At 66.5% G+C, this 16,727-nt stretch carries 16 protein-coding genes; 3 read left to right on the plus strand and 13 right to left on the minus strand.

From position 1 onward, the window contains the following. Positions 1–18: 18 nt before the first annotated feature. From V8U06_RS21405 to V8U06_RS21445, 9 genes are all read right to left on the minus strand, one after another. Entirely contained in the window at positions 19–819 is an 801-nt protein-coding gene (locus tag V8U06_RS21405; protein WP_427142418.1) for a M55 family metallopeptidase, read from the minus strand. 50 nt (positions 820–869) lie between these two features. Then, on the minus strand, positions 870–2,420 hold the full coding sequence (locus V8U06_RS21410) for a D-aminopeptidase (protein WP_427142419.1): 1,551 nt from the start codon (positions 2,418–2,420) through the stop codon (positions 870–872). Between the two features lie 67 nt (positions 2,421–2,487). Continuing rightward, positions 2,488–3,231, minus strand: a complete 744-nt coding sequence (locus V8U06_RS21415) for an ABC transporter ATP-binding protein (protein WP_427142420.1) — start codon at positions 3,229–3,231, stop codon at positions 2,488–2,490. After that, on the minus strand, positions 3,228–4,079 hold the full coding sequence (locus V8U06_RS21420; RefSeq protein WP_427142421.1) for an ABC transporter ATP-binding protein: 852 nt from the start codon (positions 4,077–4,079) through the stop codon (positions 3,228–3,230). Before V8U06_RS21420 ends, V8U06_RS21415 begins: the two co-directional genes overlap by 4 nt. Continuing rightward, the gene (locus V8U06_RS21425) at positions 4,076–4,981 is read right to left on the minus strand and encodes an ABC transporter permease (protein WP_427142422.1); all 906 of its coding nucleotides are present in this window, start codon (positions 4,979–4,981) and stop codon (positions 4,076–4,078) included. The genes V8U06_RS21420 and V8U06_RS21425 overlap by 4 nt, the downstream gene beginning before the upstream one ends. 9 nt (positions 4,982–4,990) lie before the next feature. Further along, positions 4,991–6,040, minus strand: coding sequence for an ABC transporter permease (locus tag V8U06_RS21430; protein ID WP_427142423.1), 1,050 nt, complete (start codon positions 6,038–6,040; stop codon positions 4,991–4,993). Positions 6,041–6,106: 66 nt separating this feature from the next. After that, complete coding sequence (locus V8U06_RS21435; RefSeq protein ID WP_427142424.1) at positions 6,107–7,693, minus strand: ABC transporter substrate-binding protein; 1,587 nt, start codon at positions 7,691–7,693, stop codon at positions 6,107–6,109. Positions 7,694–8,040: 347 nt separating this feature from the next. Next, on the minus strand, positions 8,041–8,667 hold the full coding sequence (locus V8U06_RS21440; protein WP_427142425.1) for a cupin domain-containing protein: 627 nt from the start codon (positions 8,665–8,667) through the stop codon (positions 8,041–8,043). Positions 8,668–8,824: 157 nt separating this feature from the next. Beyond that, entirely contained in the window at positions 8,825–9,445 is a 621-nt protein-coding gene (locus V8U06_RS21445) for a pentapeptide repeat-containing protein (protein WP_427142426.1), read from the minus strand. A gap of 538 nt (positions 9,446–9,983) precedes the next feature. On the opposite strand from V8U06_RS21445, the gene V8U06_RS21450 reads away from it, so the two are divergent. The 3 genes from V8U06_RS21450 to V8U06_RS21460 all read left to right on the plus strand — a co-directional run bounded on the left by V8U06_RS21450 (position 9,984) and on the right by V8U06_RS21460 (position 13,372). Continuing rightward, on the plus strand, positions 9,984–10,700 hold the full coding sequence (locus V8U06_RS21450; protein ID WP_427142454.1) for a WecB/TagA/CpsF family glycosyltransferase: 717 nt from the start codon (positions 9,984–9,986) through the stop codon (positions 10,698–10,700). A 162-nt stretch (positions 10,701–10,862) separates the two neighbouring features. Continuing rightward, on the plus strand, positions 10,863–12,221 hold the full coding sequence (locus V8U06_RS21455; protein ID WP_427142427.1) for a lipopolysaccharide biosynthesis protein: 1,359 nt from the start codon (positions 10,863–10,865) through the stop codon (positions 12,219–12,221). Beyond that, positions 12,218–13,372: a glycosyltransferase family 4 protein gene (locus V8U06_RS21460; RefSeq protein WP_427142428.1), complete on the plus strand. Its 1,155-nt coding sequence runs from the start codon at positions 12,218–12,220 to the stop codon at positions 13,370–13,372. Before V8U06_RS21455 ends, V8U06_RS21460 begins: the two co-directional genes overlap by 4 nt. On the opposite strand, the gene V8U06_RS21465 is transcribed toward V8U06_RS21460, so the two are convergent. The 4 genes from V8U06_RS21465 to V8U06_RS21480 form a co-directional block, all read right to left on the minus strand. Next, positions 13,288–14,775 (minus strand): glucosamine inositolphosphorylceramide transferase family protein, encoded by a 1,488-nt coding sequence (locus tag V8U06_RS21465; RefSeq protein ID WP_427142429.1) that lies wholly within the window; start codon positions 14,773–14,775, stop codon positions 13,288–13,290. The genes V8U06_RS21460 and V8U06_RS21465 overlap by 85 nt on opposite strands. Further along, a complete protein-coding gene (locus V8U06_RS21470) occupies positions 14,772–15,653 on the minus strand; it encodes a hypothetical protein (protein ID WP_427142430.1) in 882 nt (293 codons plus the stop codon). The genes V8U06_RS21465 and V8U06_RS21470 overlap by 4 nt, the downstream gene beginning before the upstream one ends. Before the next feature lie 78 nt (positions 15,654–15,731). After that, the gene (locus tag V8U06_RS21475) at positions 15,732–16,355 is read right to left on the minus strand and encodes an invasion associated locus B family protein (RefSeq protein WP_427142431.1); all 624 of its coding nucleotides are present in this window, start codon (positions 16,353–16,355) and stop codon (positions 15,732–15,734) included. 110 nt (positions 16,356–16,465) lie between these two features. Further along, complete coding sequence (locus V8U06_RS21480; RefSeq protein WP_427142432.1) at positions 16,466–16,723, minus strand: autotransporter domain-containing protein; 258 nt, start codon at positions 16,721–16,723, stop codon at positions 16,466–16,468. Positions 16,724–16,727 lie beyond the last annotated feature (4 nt).

Consider the following 16,727-nt stretch of genomic DNA (forward strand, 5'->3'; position numbering starts at 1 on the left):
AAACGAGCGGTTTGGCGCTCAGACCTTGAGGAACAGCAGCGCGCGCAGGATCTCGGCGAAATCGCGGCTCTCGAACGCCACGGCGCGAGGACCGTGAGATTTCGCACCGGGATACCAGCCGGCGCGGTAGGCGCATGTCGGGTCGTTGAACTCGAGCACCACCTCGAAGCGGTCTGCCAGCTTGGGCAGCGCGCCGGCGAAATCGCCCTTCAGCGCCGCCTCCACACCTTCGCGGATGAGACGCCAGGCGCGGACGGGCGCGATGGAGTTCGTGGCGCTGCCGTTGCCGTCGAGCGTCTCGACCGTGGCGAGGCCCGGCACCATGTCCCGCGCCTCGCCGCACATGGCGACGTCGCCCGAAAGAAACACGGAGGGGACGCCGTAGCTGGCGGCGCAGAGCGCATTGAAGGTGAATTCGGAGGCGACCTCACCGTTCAGCAGCAGGCGCGAGATGCGCAGGTTCGAGGTATGGGCAAGCGGGTTCGCCTCGCTGCCAGCCTTGCAATGATAACCTGTGTAGAGTGCGGCGGAAAAGCCGGCGTCGATGCCATACATCATCTCGTCGGGGTGGCCGGACCAGCCGCGCACGATGCGGGCATAGTCGGGCAGCCGGTCGAGGATGAGGTTGCGGCCGCTGGAATGGGCGTCCTTGATCACCACTTCCTCCGCGCCCGCGGCGCGCGCGCCCTCGCAGGCCGCGACCACCTCTGCCGTCATCAGCGCGCGGAATTCGATCCAGTCGGGGTGCTTTCGGTCGGCCTCGTTCCAGTGGGCGATGCCGGCGGTGCCTTCGATGTCGGCGGAGAGGAAAACTTTCATGGGGGATTCTCCTTCAGAATGACCATGCGCAGCGCACATAGGCAGAATGATCATACGCAGCGCGCATAGACGATGCCGCGCGCCAGCCAGCAACCGAGCGTCAGGCCGCTGACGCGCCCTTCGCCGTCGCGCTGCACCTGCAAGGTCCACTCGCCCGGCGCGGGCGCATCCATGGAGCGGCGCGTCACGAGGGTCCAGAGGTCCGGCCCGGCGGGCAGCACGATCTCCGGCCGCCCGGTGCCGAGAAAGCCCTCGGCCCACAGGAACGTACCGCCGTCGCGGCATTCGATGACAATTTCGGCGTCGATCTCGGCCGAGCGATAGCGGCCGGCAATATCGGTTGCCGGCATCGCGGCGGGGACCGGAGCCAGGGTCTCGCAGAGATTTTCCTGCGGGCGCCGCATCACCAGCGCCTCACCCTTCAGCCGGACCGTGACCGCGGTCGAGGCAAGATCGCCGTCCGGCGTTTCGCAAAGCGTGTCCGGTCCCGTGCCGAAGCGCAGGGTCGCGGTGTCGTAGCCGGGTTCCAGCCGGGCCAGGAGGCCGGTCTCCTGGCTGATCCAGCGGCCGGCCGGTCGCCGGCTGAGCGGCGGGGACACGGGATGCGGCAGGCCGAGCGCGGCGCGCAGCAGGCGCTGCACCGCCCCGCCGGCATCGCCGTGATGGTTGAACATGACCACGACGGAAAGCCGCGCCTCGGGTGAATAGAGCCGGCCGGAGCGGAAGCCGCGCAGGCCGCCGCCATGGCCGGTGAAGGCGAAATCGCCGGTGCGCGAATGCTGCAGGCCGAAGCCGTAGCTCGCCGGTGCGCCGTCCCGGAACGTCTGCGGCGTGGCAATGCGCCGGTAGAGGCTGTCCGGATCCTCGCGCGTCGCGTCGATCCAGCATTCATAGGCCAGCATGTCGTCGAGCGAGACGGAGAGGCCGGCATCGCCGCGCCAGTAGATGCCGTTCTGCGCCGGTAGATACCCGGCGGGATCGTTGCCCTCATAGCCGATGACACCGTCGGCGGGCACGCGCGTATCGGCGGTCAGTTCCGCGCGCGCCATGCCGGCGGGCGCGAAGATGTGCCTGCTGTAGAGCGCTTCCAGCGTTTCGCCCGTCGCCTCTTCCAGCAGGTCGGAGAGGAGACGGAAATTGCCGTTGTTGTAGGAGTAGCGCGTGCCGGGCGCGAAATGCCCCGTGCGCATGCGGGCGAAGGCCGGCGCGGCATCCGCGCGGGAAAAGGTCTGTTCGGCCCTGCCGCCATGCAGCACGGTCAGCGCCCAGTAGTCGCGCAGGCCCGACTGGTTGTTGCAGAGGTCACGCACCCGCGGCAACGGGCCGGTAAAATTCGGCAGATGCGCAGCAAGGCGGCCGTCCAGTGCCTCCGGCTCGCCGCAGGCGGCCAGCAGGGCCGCGCAGGTGAACTGCTTGGAGATGGAGCAGATCGGCAGGCGCGTGTCCGATGTCATCGCCTGATGCGTATCGAGATTGGCGAAACCGAAGGCGCGGCGGGCGACGACACGCCCCTCGCTCACCACCCCGACCACGCCGCCCGGCCCGGAGAACCGCGCGGGAAGCGCATCCAGTTCCGCGTCCAGCCGCTTGCCGTCGATCATGCCCTGCCCTTCCGTCGCTGCGATTCTCGCGGCGGATATTGGTCAAAGCCCGTGGGCATGGCAACTCTCACGCGCCGGAAAGCGTGCTGCGATGACTCGCCTGGAAGAGCGTCCGGGTATAGTCGGCCTGCATGTCTCCGGCGCGCAACTGTTCGCGGGTCAGCGTTTCCACGGGCGAAGCGTTCTGCATCACCATCAGCCGGTCACACATATAGGAAATGACCGCGAGATCGTGGCTGACGATGACGAAGGTCAGGTCCAGTTCCCGCCGCAACCGATTGAGCAGGTTGAGGATTTCCGCCTGTACGGAAACATCGAGCGCCGATGTCGGCTCGTCGAGCAGGAGAAGGCGCGGCGACAGCGAAAGCGCGCGGGCAATCGCCACACGCTGGCGCTGGCCGCCGGAAAGCTCGTGCGGAAAGCGGAAGCGGTGCGCCGCCGTCAGGCCGATCATCTCCAGCAGTTCGACCGTGCGGCCGTCGGGGTCCGGCAGGCGGTTGATGCGCATCGGCTCGGCGATGGCCTGACCGATCGTGTAGCGCGGGTGGAGCGAGGCATAGGGGTCCTGGAAAACCATCTGGGCAAGGCGGACCAGCTCCGCCCGCCGCCCCCTGCGCAGGTCGATGCCGCCGAGGCTGATGTCGCCCGTCCAGCCGCGGTTAAGGCCCATGAGGGTGCGCAGCACGGTGGATTTGCCCGAACCGCTTTCGCCGACGAGGCCAAAACTCTCGCCCGGCGCCACGGAGAGACTGAGGTCGCGGACGGCGACGGCGCTGCCGAAGCGCACGGTGAGGTTTTCGATGCGGATCATATGCCGGCCTCGCTCCAGCTCGCTTCGCGCGCAAGGGTCGGCAGCGGCGTCAGCGGCCCGTCGATGGCGGGAAGGCAGGCCAGCAGCCCGCGCGTATAGGGGTGCTGCGCCTCGTGCATGCGCCGCGCATCCAGCGTCTCGACGATCCGCCCGGCATACATGACCAGCACCCGGTCGCAGAAGCGCGAGACGAGGTTGAGATCGTGGCTGATGAGGATAAGCCCCATGCCACGCCGGCGCACCAGTTCGTCCATGATCTCCAGAACCTGCGCCTGTACGGTGACGTCGAGGGCGGAGGTCGGCTCGTCGGCAATCAGCAGTTCCGGCTCGCGCACCACCATCATGGCGATCATCACGCGCTGGCCCATGCCGCCGGAAAGTTCGTGCGGATAGAGATCGAAGACACGCTCGGGAGAGCGGATATGCACCGCCTCCAGCACCTCCAGCACCTTGCGGCGCACGGCGGCGCGGGGCATCGCGCGGTCGCCGAGCCGGATCGCCTCGGCGATCTGCTTGCCGACGCGCATGACCGGGTTCAGCGAGAATTTCGGGTCCTGCAGGATCATGCCCATGCGGCTGCCGCGCAATTGCCGGCGAAGCCGCGGCGCGGCCGAGAGAAGATCGATGCCGGCAAAGGACATGGCATCGGCCGAAACCCGCGCATGAGGGGGCAGAACGCCCATCAGCGCCCGGCTGGACAGGCTCTTGCCCGAACCGCTTTCCCCGACGATGCCGAGCTTTTCCCGGCCGACGCGGAAGGTGACGCCCTTGACCGCTTCGACCACGCCGCCGCCCTCGCCGGCAAAGCCGATGCGCAGGTTTTCCACATTCACCAGGGTCTCGCTCATGCGCGCCTCCTCAGATGCGGATCGAGCAGGTCTCGCATGGCGTCTCCCAGAAGATTGAAGCCGAGGCTGACGACGAAGATCGCAAAGCCGGGAATGGTCGCCACCCACCACTGGTCGAAGATGAACTTGCGGCCGGTGGAGATCATCGCGCCCCATTCCGGCAGCGGCGGCTGCGCGCCGAGGCCGATGAAGCCGAGGCCGGCGGCGGTGAGGATGATGCCGGCCATGTCGAGCGTCATGCGCACGATGACCGAGGAAAGGCACATGGGGATGATGTGGCGGAAGACGATGCGGAACTCCGAGCCGCCGGCAAGGCGTACGGCATTCACATAATCGCTGTCGCGCACGATCAGCGCCTCGGCGCGGGCGAGCCGCGCATAGGGCGGCCAGGCGGTGAGCGTGATCGCCAGCGCCGCGTTGACGATGCCGGGGCCGAGCGCAGCGACGAAGGCGAGCGCCAAAAGCAGCTTCGGCACAGCGAGGAACACGTCGGTGATGCGCATGAAGACGGCATCGACCCAGCCGCCCGCCGTGCCCGCGACGGCCCCGACGACGAGACCGATGGGCGCGGAGGTGGCGACGACGAGGCCGACGATCAGGAGCGTCAGCCGCGCGCCGTAGAGGATGCGCGAGAAGATGTCGCGGCCGAGCTCGTCCGTGCCGAACCAGTTCTGCGCGCTCGGCGCGGAAAGGCGGCGGACAAGCTCGGGCAGATAGGGATCGTGCGTGGCGAGCAGCGGCGCGAAGACGGCGGCGAGCACCAGCAGACCGAGGATGAGAAGGCCGAGCATGCCGAGCGGATTGCGGGCGAAACGGCGGGCGAACTGCTGCAACTCACCGAGGCGCGCGCGCCGCAGCTGGCGCCGGCTTTCGGCACGGGCATCGATGGGGACGACGGTCATGGCAGCCTCCTACCGGCGACGAAGGTTGGAGCGCGGATCGAGCGTCTGGTAGAGCACGTCCGAGACCATGTTGAGCAGAATGAAGACCGTGCCGACCAGTACTGTGCCGCCAAGCACGGCGTTGATATCCGCCCGGAACAGCGAAGACGCGATATAGTTGCCGATGCCCGGCCAGGCGAAGACCGTCTCCACCAACACCGAACCTTCGAGCAGCCCGCCATAGGAGAGCGCGATCACCGTCACCAGCGGAATCGCCGCATTGCGCAACGCATGCAGCATGACGGCCCGGTACTCCGTCGCGCCCTTCAGCCGCGCGGTCAGCACATATTCGCGCGAGAGCTGGTCGAGCATCAGCGAGCGCGTCATGCGCGAGATATAGGCGAGGCTGTAATAGCCGAGCAGCACGGCCGGCAGCACGATATGGCTCCAGGCATTGGCGAAGACCTCGTATTCGCCCGCGATCAGGGAATCGATCAGCAGCGACCCCGTCACCGGCTTGACGATGCCCTGGTAGAAGACGTCGATCTGTCCCGGCCCGGACATCCAGTCGAGCCGCGAATAGAAGACGAAGAGGCCGACGAGGCCGAGCCAGAAGATCGGCACGGAATAGCCGATAAGGCCGATGAAGCGGATGAGGTAGTCCGGCCAGCGATCGTGCCAATAGGCGGCCGCGACGCCGGCAGGCACGCCAAGCAGCGTGCCGAGGATGAGACCGAAGGTCGCCAGTTCCAGCGTCGCCGGGAAGAAGCCCGCAAGATCCGACAGGACCGGCCGGTTGGTAACGAAGGACGTGCCGAAATCGCCTTGCGCCAGCTTGCCGGCATAGACGAGGAACTGCTGCCAGACCGGCTTGTCCAGGCCCATTTCGAGGAACACACGCTGATAGACTTCCTCGCTCGCCTTCGGCCCCACGACGGAGATCACCGGATCGATCGGCACCACGCGGCCGATGAAGAAGGTGAGCGTCAGGAGGCCGACGAGGGTGATGCCCACCGTCAGGAGCAGCGAAAGGACCCGGCCGCTGAGACCGAGGACCCGGTGGATGAAAACTGCCGACACGAACGCGCTCCGGTTTCTGACTGCGGCGACCGGCGCCGGGCTAGGCCCGGCGCCGCTTCGCGCCTCTTACTTGCTCACGTTCCAGTAGCGGTCGTCGGAGAAGGTCTGGCCGAGCACGAGACCCTTGACCGAACTGCGCACGCCGACCTTGCGCACCTGCTGGAACATGTAGAGGAAGGGCGAAGTGTCGGTATGGGCCTTCTGCAACGTCTCGTACATGGCACGACGCTTGTCCGCGTCCTGCTCGCGCACCGCCGCCATCGCATCCTGCGAGAGCTTGCCGGCATCCCAGCCGAAACGGTCGGCAAGGCCGGTGGAGCCGTCCGGCGCGTCCTTCTGGTTGACGGCGAAGGCCTTGGCGTTGGAATGCGGATCGGGATAGTCCGGTCCCCAAAGGCCGAACCAGATGTCGAGGCTCGCGGCGCGGTAGCGCTCCAGCCATTGCTGGCCGTCGACCACTTCGAGGTTCAGCTTGACGCCGGCCTGCGCCATGGTCGCCTGGATGGCCTGGGCGAAGTCCGTATAGGGCGGCGTGTTCCAGACCACGGAGTCCAGCGTGAATTCGCCGGAAACACCGGCCTCGCCGAGCAGCGCCTTGGCCTTGTCGATGTCGAGCTTGTAGGGGTTGTAGTCGATGGCGCCGAGGAAGCCCTTCGGCACGAGCGTCTGGTGCACCTCCATCGTGCCGCGCGAGATGGTGCCGGCAATGCCCTGGTAGTCGACGAGATATTTCAGCGCCTCGACCACCTTGGGCTTGGCGAGATACTCGTTCCGCACATTGAGGCCCATATAGTAGATCGTGCCGGAGACACCGTCGACGAAGCCGACATCCGCATTGCCTTCCAGCGCGCCGAAGTCGTCCGGACCGAGCTTGTTGGCGATGTCGATGTCGCCCTTTTCCAGCAGCAGGCGCTGGGCGGCGCTTTCGGGAATGTGCTGCAGGAAGATGCGCTCGAGTCCGCCCGTCTCGCCGGTATAGTTCGGGTTGCGGGTGAGCAGGATCGACTGCTTCGGTTCCCAGCGCGTCAGCACATAGGGACCGGAACCGGCGGAATTCTCGCTCTTCAGCCAGGCATTGCCGAAGTCGCCATTCGCCTCGTGCTCCTGCACCAGCTTGGAATCGACGATGCCGCCGACATAGGAGGAGAGGCAGTAGTAGAGGAAGGACGGCGCATAGGTGTCGCCGATCTCGATGACCAGCGTCGTGTCGTCTGTCGCCTTGATACGGTCCTTGACGTTTTCCGGCGTGAAGCCGAACTGGGTCAGGATGAAGGCCGAACGCGACTTCATCAGCACCACGCGGCGCAGCGAATATTCCGCATCCTTCGCCGTCACCGGATTGCCGGAGGCGAATTTCAGGCCCTGCCGCATCTTGAACGTATAGGTCTTGCCGTCCGGCGAGGCCGTCCAGGTCTCGGCGAGAACGCCGATGATCTTGCTGGAATCATCCGGCGCGACGCTGACCAGCGGCTGATAGATCTGGTTGGCGGCCAGCACGCCGCCAAGCTCGGAGACTTCGCCCGGATCGAGCGTGATGATGTCGTCGATGGTGTCGGCCACGACGAGCGTGTTCTTCGGCGTCTCGGCCATTGCCAGAGCCGTGGTCATTGCCAGCGCCATCATCGCGCCGCCGATCAGTCCGTGTACGCGCATGCTTCCTCCTCCGGGGACGGGTTCGACCCGCCGCCTCCTGTTTCCCGCGTTCCGTTCAGATAGTCTTCCCCGCGTTGCCGCCGGGGCCGTCTCCTCCGCCTGCCGGCCAACCTCGGCAGGCGGTATTTCCAGGCTCGTGCGGCTCCTCCGGCCGCTCCGAAACTTTAGTCAGGCTAAAGTTTATCGCGCCCGCTTGTCAATGGCTTTCATGCGGCTTTTCCGAAAGAAACGACGCCGCACAAAAGCCTAGAGTTTGTCAGGGAAAAGTGGGAACCGGTTTTCCCGAAAAGACAAACGAAAACAAAAGAACTTGGAGCATGTCTGGTTCAATCTGAACCTGACATGCTCTAGCGATCCGGAATGATCCGCGTCGTGCCCACCCACAATTCCCGCGCCTCGCCGGGACCGATATTGCGCGCCCGGTGCGGCAGGGAGGCCGGGAAATGCAGCGTGTCCCCCGCGCTCAACCGATACTGCCGCTGGCCGATTTCGTAGAGCATCTCGCCTTCGATGAGATACAGGAAGTCCTCGCCCTCATGGCGCGTCAGTTCGGAGACGTAACCGGGCGGCATATGGGTGATGCAGCTGTTGAGGCGAGCGTCGGGAAAGCCGCGCTGCAGGATCTGGTAGACGCGCTCTTCCTTGTCGAGGCTGTAGCCCGGCCGCTCGGCCGCATGGGAAACCATGGAATGATCGCGCTGCGGCACCTGCGGCAGAAAGGCCTCCACGCTGGTCTCCAGCGTCGAGGCGAGATTGTAGAGCGAGATCAGCGAGGGCGTCGAAAGCCCGCGCTCGATCTGGCTGATGAAGCCTTCGCTCAAGCCCGCCTCTTGCGCGACCTGTCGCATCGTCTTGCCGATTTCCTTGCGTCGCTGCCGCAACGCCCGGCCGAGCGACAGCGCAGGCAAAAGGTCCGCCGCCGCGCGCGCCTGCCCGGCGTCCTTCCCCCGCGCCTCCCGTTCATCCATTTCCATGCCATCCCGCCGCATCGTTGATCGCCGCAGACTTTAGTTTGACTAAAGTCAATTGTGCAAGATCAAAATGATGCGAGCGGGCCGAGGCCGAGATTGACGAATGTGTGCGGCACGTTTGCCGGGCCGAACACGACCTGCCTTTCCTTTTCCCGCACGATCACTTGGTGCGCACATCCAGCCCGAGGGCCTCGGCGATGGCGATGGTCTGGTCGATGGTGATGATCGCGTCCTTGAGGCGGACGTTTTCCGGATCGATGGCGCTGAGGTCGCTGCCCCGCAGGTCGCAGGCCGAAAAATCGGCGCCATGCAGCCAGGCGCCGGAGAGGTCGACATCCCGAAGCGACCCGCCCTTGCAGGATGCACCCGTCAGATCGGCCTCCCGCAGGCGCGCATCCTTGAAGGCGGCACGGTCGAGCACGGCGCCGGGCAGGCCAGTGAAGGACCAGTCGCCGCCCGTCACCTGCATCTGGTCGAAGTCGCAGGCATCGAACATGCTGCCGACGAACTTGCACTCGGTGAAGCGGCTGTCGAAGAACTTGCAGGATACGAAGGTGCAATTGACGAAGGCGCTCGCCTGGTGCGTGGACGCGTTGAAGCGGGCGCGTCGGAACGTGCATTCGTGGAAGATCGCGCCTTGGGTCTGCGCCTCGATCATGTCGAGGTCGACGAACAGCGTGTTCGCATGGCGCTCGCGCTCGATGGTCCGGCCATACCAGTCCGCTCCGGCCAGCGTCGTATCGGTCTTCGGCGGCGCTTCGCCATATCGTCTTTCAGCCATCGTCACCCACCGGAATCGCCTCTCCGCACGATAGGCAAAATGGCGGAAACGACAAAAGGGAAAAGACGCCGGCGCGCCGAAATCCGGTGATTTTGGCGCCGGTGGATCCAGGTCGAAACGAAGAATTACAACCATTGGTTATTGTCGCACGTCTTCGGTCGTCGCCGGAAACGAACACGTCGAGCCGCGAAAAAGGCGACGTCTGGTCAGCAAAATCGCATCGCATCCTATCAAGTTGTTTTTCAATTATTTCTTGCGAATCCAATTTCAACCAATGCACAACCAAAAGGAGATACGCCACAAAACACCCTCATAGGTTAACCAATTCTTTACTATCCGCTTAACTCCTAAAGTGGCATGAATTAAAACACCTCAACCGGAGGTGATAGACATGGTCGATATTGATAGAGGTGGAAAGCAGGAAACGCAGGGCGAATATACGTCCTCAGGTAGAATTCAGTTGACCCCGCCCGCCCTTTCTCCGGTGGAGGATGCCGCATGGAGCCTGCCGCCGATTCCGCAGGCGCTGATCGGGGGCATGAGCATCGCCGCACTCGATCGCGAGGCGGCCGCGGCACTGATGATCGCCGCCGCGCGGCACCGCGGCAAACGGCCACTCTACTTCACCTCGGCCAATGGCGAGGTTCTGGCGCGGGCACATTCCAATGCCACCATCGCCAAACTCTTCCGCAGCGCCGATCAGATCCTCGCCGACGGTCAGCCGCTGGTTTTCGCCTCGCGCTGGCTGTGCCGCGAGAAGCTTCCCGAGCGGGTGGCGACGACGGACCTCTTCCATGACGTGGCGCGCCGGGCCGAGCGGGAACGGGTGACGTTCTATCTCTTCGGCGCGAGCGAGGCGGCGAACAACAAGGCCGTCGCGGCCGTGCGCAAACGCTATCCGGCGCTGCGCATCGTCGGCCACTCCCACGGCTACCTCACCGGCGCGGCGCTCGACCGCAAGCTGGAGGAAATCAACGCGCTGGAGCCGGATATCCTGTGGCTGGGCCTTGGCGTGCCGCGCGAGCAGGTCTTCGTGCGCGACTTCGCCGCGCGGCTCAACCGGGTCGGCCTCATCAAGACATCGGGCGGGCTGTTCGATCATCTGGCCGAGAAGGCGCCCCGCGCGCCCGTCTGGGTACAGCAGGCCGGTTTCGAATGGCTGTGGCGCACGGCGATGGAACCGCGCCGTCTCCTGTGGCGCTACCTTACGACCAACCCGCACGCCCTCTACGTCATCCTGCGCTATTCCCGCTGATCCGGCGGGATGCCCATGGAGCAACCATGAAGAGCATGATTAGGAATTTCGAAAGTAACCATGGCGAGCATTTCCGATAGCGTCGCGGCGCAATCGGGGTTATCTCCATCCATACGCGCATTGAACGCATCGCCGATGTCGGTTCAATCAAAAGGACATGCCGTGACCTCTGGCGAACGTTTCCCGCTCCGCACCCTCGCCCGCAACGGCGCGGCCACTGGCGTCATCAAGCTGGCGAGCGCCGGCCTCACCTTCCTGCTCTTCGTGGCGGCGGCGATGGTCACGGATCAGCGGCAGTTCGGCCTGTTCAGCACGGCCTATGCGGGGGCCAGCCTCGTCTCCTTCTTCGCGATCGTCGGCCAGCATGCCGCCGTCATGCGCTTCTGGCCGCAGCATGCCGGCAGCGGCGACATCGCGACGGCAAACGGGCTGCTCGCCCGCGCCATCCGTCTCACCCTGACCGGCATCGTCGTTTCCAGCCTGCTCGTCGCGGCCGCCGCGCTGCTGCCCTTCTTCCGCGAAACGCCCGAATGGGCGGACCTCTGCCTTGCCACCGCCGTGCTCGCTTTCGCGCTCGGCTGGTCGGAATTCACCGCCTGCGCCCTGCGCGCCAAGAACGTGCTGTTCGGCGGCCTCCTGCCGCGCGATATCGTCTGGCGTGTCGTCAGCATCGCCGCCTTCCTGGCCATCCGGCTTTTCGCGCCGGGCGTGAGCGCGGTCGAGGCGACCTGGCTCATCGCGATCCTCCTTCTCCTCTGCGTGCTGCCCCAGACGATCGTGCTGCTGCGCGACACGCGGCGCCTGCCGCGCGGGCCGCTCGGCGCGGCGGAAAAGGCGGAGTTCAAGGCCGTGACGCTCGGCCTGTGGGGCGTCACCGCCCTGCCGCCGGCCTTGGCCCAGGCAAGCACGCTGCTCGTCGCCGGCCTGCTGGGGCCGGAAGCGGCCGGCGCGCTCTTCGTCGCCGACCGGGTCATGCGCCTTGCCGTGCTGGCGCTCAACGGCATCAACCAGGCGCTCGCCCCGCAGATTTCCGCCAGCTTCCATCGCGGCGAACGGGCGCATGTGCAGCGCATCGTCGGGCTCACGGCCATTGCCGGCTTTGCGCTGGCGCTCGCCATGCTCGTCGTCTTCATCCTGTTCGGCCAGCCGATCCTCGCCATCTTCGACCATGCCTATGCGACGGGCACCATGCATGCCGCGCTGGTCATTCTCGGTCTCGGCGCGCTTGTCGGCACCGCCTGCGGGCCGACGGAGCTGACCATGCAGTTGACCGGCCTGCAACGCGAACTGTTCCGCACGCTCATCGTCGTCAACACGCTGGGTCTATGCGCCACCGCCGCCTTCACCCTGTCCTTCGGCCCGATCGGTTCGGCCTGCGGCATGGCGGGCACGATGGCGGTGTGGTGCGTCATCGGCGCGGCCACCACCCGCCGGCGCATCGGCATCGATCCGTCGATCCTCGGCTTTCTGTCTTCCGAAGATGCAATCGCCGTGCGCGCCATCCTGAAAGGCCGGTCATGAAGATTCTCCAGGTCCAGACACAGGCGGAAGCCGGCGGCGCACAGCGCATCTCCGACATGCTGGGCGAGGGCCTGCGCGCCCGCGGCCACGAGGTGCGGACGGTGTTCCTCTACCGCAAGACCGATGTCTACGACCGCGATCCGCATGCCGATTTCATCCTGACGGAACCGCCGAAGGGGCCTCTCGGGCAGATGCGCGCCGTGCTCGGCCTTATCGGCCATATGCGCAAGGCGCGCCCGGATGCCGTCGTCTCCTTCCAGCACTATGGCAACATCGCCGGAACGCTTGCCGCGCGGGCCTCCGGCGCCCGGTCGATCCTCGCCAACCAGAGCGGCGCGCCCGAGATGCGCGGTCTGCGAGGCCTTGCGACCGGGGTCGATGTGCTGATGGGCATGACGGGCTTCTATCAGGCCAACATCGTCAATTCCGGCTGGACCGAGACACAGTTCGTCAATTTTCCCGCCGCCTATCGCAGGCGCCTGCGGCGTATCGACCATGGCGTCTGCGCGCCCGACCGGAGTTTCGACAAACGGGAGGCGCGCGCGGCCTTCGGCCTGCCGGCGGACGTGCCGCTGGTGCTTTCCTCCGGCCGGCTGGCGGCCTCCAAGAACCAGGCCGTGCTGGTGGGCGCGCTTGCACTGGTGCCGCACATGCACCTTGCCATTGCCGGCACGGGGCCGGAGGAAGGCAATCTGCTGGCCCTTGCCGAGCGTCTTCATGTGCGCGACCGCCTGCATCTCATCGGCGAAGTGCCGCCGGCCCGCATCTTCGCCTTCCTTGCGGCGGGCGATGCCTATGCCTTCTCGTCGATGACGGAAACCTTCGGGCTTGCCGCGGTCGAGGCGGCGATCGCCGGCCTTCCCGTCGTCGCCGGCGACCTGCCGGTGCTGCGCGAGGTGCTGACGACGGATGAGGGAAAGCCGGCCGCCCTGTTCGTGCGGGCCGATGCAGATGGCATTGCGGGCGGCCTTGCCGACCTTTTCGCCGATCCGGTGCTTGCCGACAATCTCGCGACCGCCGGACGGCAGTTGCGGACGCATTACGCGCCCGAGACGATGTGCGCCGCCTACGAGGCCTTGCTTCTCCAGGGCTTCGGCACCGCGACGATCCCGTCGATCACCTCGAGCGGACCGGAGCGGTTGAGCGTGTGAATGCGCGGATAGGGCCAGTCGCCATCCGCCTGGATCGGTCGCGGATGGGCAAGGCGCACCGTGCCACCGTCCAGCGCCAGGAGCTCCGACAGGCCAAGCCCGCCGCCATAACCGAGCGTGCCGTCCTGCACCGGCAGGAACAGGCTTCCCGAGGCATCGCGCAGGAACGCGCCGCCCGGCCGCGCCCGACGCCGGTCGATGATGACGGGATTCAGCGGATGGGGCTGCCACGGCCCCTTCAGCGTCAGGGCAGAGAACACCACCAGCGTATCGGAAGTGCTGCCGAAGCCGTCGCGCAGCGTGGCGAAGAGCCAGAGCCGGCCGCCATGGTCAAGCAATGTCGCATCCGAAACCTCGCCGTCCAGAAGCACCGCCTCGGCAACCCAGCGGTCCGGGAAATCCGCAGCGCGGTAGAGCGTCAGCCGGCCGCTCGTGCTCGCCTCCGGCAGCATCCAGACCGCGCCGTCGCGGGCGAAGACCTGCGGATAGGAAAGGTGGTGCGGCTCCTCCAGCACGACACGGGGCGTGCCGGGACGCCGGGCCGCATCGAAAGGCACGACCGAGATCACCGCCTTGCGAGCCGCATGCACATAGTCCTCGACGAAAATGTAGGATCGCCCCTGCCAATGGAAGGGAAAAGGATCGGCATAGAAGCGGTCGCCGCCATCCGGCAGCACCTGCCAGCCGGTTCCGAGCTGCCCCTCTTCCGCCACCCCCGGCCCGTCGCGGAACCGGTAGCCGACACGCCAATGCGCCTGGTGGAAGGAGACGCGGCGCAGCGCCTCCCGCGCGAGGCGTGGCAGGGCGCGGGCGAGATAGGCGCCCGCAAAGCCGGCGCCGCTGCCCTCCGGCATCGGCCGGCCGTGGCAGGCGAGCCGCCCTTCGGCAAAAGCCTTCACGGTTGCTGCGAGCAGCGTGACGGCGCGGGCGAGCACATCGTCAAGGCCGAGCGAGGCGGCCTCGCGCCGGTCGATCATCGGCCAGGCCCGGCCCACCACCGTGCGTCCGTCGAGGACCGCCTCGATGACCGGCAGCCCGCCCGCCGCCACCACCGCGGCGACGGAAAGATCCAGCGCGGAACGGCCGAAGCGCAGGGCGACGGTCGGCACGGAGCGCAGCGCGGCATAACCGGCAAGATCGAGCCGCAACTCGGGAGGACGCCGGCCCGGACGCTCCGGAATGCCATTGAGCGGCGCGGCAAGTCCTTCCCCGCGCCGGCGGAAAATCACCCGTTCCAGCGCGACGAGCGCATTCGCCGTGCCCGGCCAGGGCCGCGCGCCGGGATCGTGCAGCACGGCGATATCGTGGCCATCGGCCGCAAGCCGGCGGATCAGCACATCCTGCCAGCGCCGCGGCTTTTCACGGGGAACGATAATATCGATGGCAAGGGAACGGTGCATCATGAACCGAAAACGACGAATTCCGTGAAGGCGAGATCGCCCGGCGCCGGCGGGTTCGGTCCCTTGGCGTATTTCGGCCCGATGTCCGGGAAATACCGGCCGACGAGGCCCGGCACCGGCGCGGAGGCATCGACGAGGCCGAAGATCTGCCCTCTGCGCAGGAGGTAGCGCCCGAGCGCGCCGACGCAGGCGGCAAGCTCGGCATGGGAGCGGCAGAAGATGACCTGGCTGCATGGCACCAGCCCGCGCAGCACGCGCCGCGTCTTGAAGACGAAGGGATGGGCAACGCCGTCCCGCATGCAGATCAGCGCCTCGCAGCCAAGCGCGGCATGGTCGAGCAGCAGGAGGCGCTCGCCTTCGGAAAGGCCGTCCAGTTCGGCAATGCCCGGCCGCGCCGCCACCACCCGCGCGCCATGGGAAGGCGCCAGCAACGGCACGAAGGCATGTTGCCCATCGGCAAAACGCTTGAAGCGCAAGGCCTCGGTCACCTTCAGCGTCACCGGGGCGGGCGTGATGCTGAGATAGGTCACGTCGCGGCGGCGCATCGCCGTCATGATGAGTTTGCCGGCATAGGCCCGGAAATCCTCGTCCACTGCCCAGCTCGACAGGTTGCAGCGGATCGGCGCATCGGCATCGCCCGACGCCCGGAAAAACAGCGTCAGGATGACGCCGACGATACGCCCGTCCTTGACCAGCGCGTAGCCGTAGCGGGTCAGGTCCTCGACTGCCGGGCGCAGCGCCATGCGCGACAGCGCCTCCTGCCAGTGCTCGACCGGCCGTTCAGGAAAGCCGCGCCCGAGGCAGGCAATGACCTCCGCGCGGTCCGCCTCACCGATGGGGCGGCAAACGAGGCCTTCCGGAAGGCTTCCGAGGATGCTCATGGCAACTCCCTACGCTGTAATCACAGATTGCATCGTAAGATAGATACTCTTAAAAATATATGTCCGCCATTAAACCCTTCAATTCGCCAGCGCCGACGTCCGGTCCAGCGCGGTGGCAAAGCCCCTCAGCGAGATGGTGAAGGGAATTTCCGTCCCACTATCGGCGATAGCCTTGACGTTGAGGACCGCTCCGGCGCGCAGCGCCTCTGCCATCGCGCCATCGAAGGCCAGGGGAACGAGACAGCCGACAGGCAGGCAGGTGCGGAAGCGCACCGGCTCCAGCGCCGCCTGTTCGTCCACCTGGAAACGCACGCCGGAATCGAGCGCCAGCCCGAAGGGAAGCACCAGCGTGCCGGTCACCTTGTTCTCGCGCGGCGCGGCAAACTCGATGGCCAGCATGCGCTGCCCGTTCTGCTGCGCCTGGATCTGCGACAGCGCGCAACGCTTGCCGTCCCCCTGCAACACGCAGGAAACGCGCCAGTCCTCATAGGTCTCGTCCAGCGAGGAGGCCCCGCCCGGCAGGACGGCGACAGCCTGCGCCAGCGCGAAACGCTGCGGCTCCGGGTCCGGCAGGCTCGACATCGAGGCTGCCCGGCTTGTGGTCGGCAGCAGCAGGCCGGGTGCAAGGACGAGCCCCGCGCCGGCGGCAAGCGCCAGCAGCAGGAAGGAGAAAAGGCAGAGATAGCTGGTCCTGGTGCGCATCGTGGGCGTCTTCCATCGGTTGAGCAGGAGCGGGAAAGGCGGGCCGTCCTCACCGGGCGGCTCGAAGGAGGTGGTCCGCCGCGGGGGCGGCGGACCGGGATGCGGCGGTTTCAGAACTTCACGTTCAAGGTCCCCTTGAAGGACTGGTCCACCGCACCCGAGCCGAACTGGCCGCTATAGGTGATGCCGAGCGTCGCGCCGGGCGTGAGCGTCATGTCGAGGCCCGCCTCGACCACGGCCGCATCGCGCGTGATCGGCACGCCGCTGATGGCAAAGGCATTGCCCCCGCCGGCAAAGCGCATGGAGGAAGACGGCGTCTCGTCGCCGAAGGCGTGGCGCGGAGAGGTCGAAGGCGGTGGAGCTTTCATTATC

This window comes from Shinella sp. G-2 (assembly GCF_050172695.1).
Lineage (GTDB): Bacteria > Pseudomonadota > Alphaproteobacteria > Rhizobiales > Rhizobiaceae > Shinella.

What these genes read in the sequence shown, in the direction of transcription:
- V8U06_RS21460 (WP_427142428.1), top strand. Translation starts at nt 12,218, where the DNA reads ATGAAGATTCTCCAGGTCCAGACACAGGCGGAAGCCGGCGGCGCACAG.
- V8U06_RS21415 (WP_427142420.1), bottom strand. Translation starts at nt 3,231, where the DNA reads ATGATCCGCATCGAAAACCTCACCGTGCGCTTCGGCAGCGCCGTCGCC.
- V8U06_RS21475 (WP_427142431.1), bottom strand. Translation starts at nt 16,355, where the DNA reads ATGCGCACCAGGACCAGCTATCTCTGCCTTTTCTCCTTCCTGCTGCTG.
- V8U06_RS21445 (WP_427142426.1), bottom strand. Translation starts at nt 9,445, where the DNA reads ATGGCTGAAAGACGATATGGCGAAGCGCCGCCGAAGACCGATACGACG.
- V8U06_RS21440 (WP_427142425.1), bottom strand. Translation starts at nt 8,667, where the DNA reads ATGGAAATGGATGAACGGGAGGCGCGGGGGAAGGACGCCGGGCAGGCG.
- V8U06_RS21470 (WP_427142430.1), bottom strand. Translation starts at nt 15,653, where the DNA reads ATGAGCATCCTCGGAAGCCTTCCGGAAGGCCTCGTTTGCCGCCCCATC.
- V8U06_RS21480 (WP_427142432.1), bottom strand. Translation starts at nt 16,723, where the DNA reads ATGAAAGCTCCACCGCCTTCGACCTCTCCGCGCCACGCCTTCGGCGAC.
- V8U06_RS21465 (WP_427142429.1), bottom strand. Translation starts at nt 14,775, where the DNA reads ATGATGCACCGTTCCCTTGCCATCGATATTATCGTTCCCCGTGAAAAG.
- V8U06_RS21420 (WP_427142421.1), bottom strand. Translation starts at nt 4,079, where the DNA reads ATGAGCGAGACCCTGGTGAATGTGGAAAACCTGCGCATCGGCTTTGCC.
- V8U06_RS21410 (WP_427142419.1), bottom strand. Translation starts at nt 2,420, where the DNA reads ATGATCGACGGCAAGCGGCTGGACGCGGAACTGGATGCGCTTCCCGCG.
- V8U06_RS21425 (WP_427142422.1), bottom strand. Translation starts at nt 4,981, where the DNA reads ATGACCGTCGTCCCCATCGATGCCCGTGCCGAAAGCCGGCGCCAGCTG.
- V8U06_RS21405 (WP_427142418.1), bottom strand. Translation starts at nt 819, where the DNA reads ATGAAAGTTTTCCTCTCCGCCGACATCGAAGGCACCGCCGGCATCGCC.
- V8U06_RS21435 (WP_427142424.1), bottom strand. Translation starts at nt 7,693, where the DNA reads ATGCGCGTACACGGACTGATCGGCGGCGCGATGATGGCGCTGGCAATG.
- V8U06_RS21450 (WP_427142454.1), top strand. Translation starts at nt 9,984, where the DNA reads ATGAGCATCGCCGCACTCGATCGCGAGGCGGCCGCGGCACTGATGATC.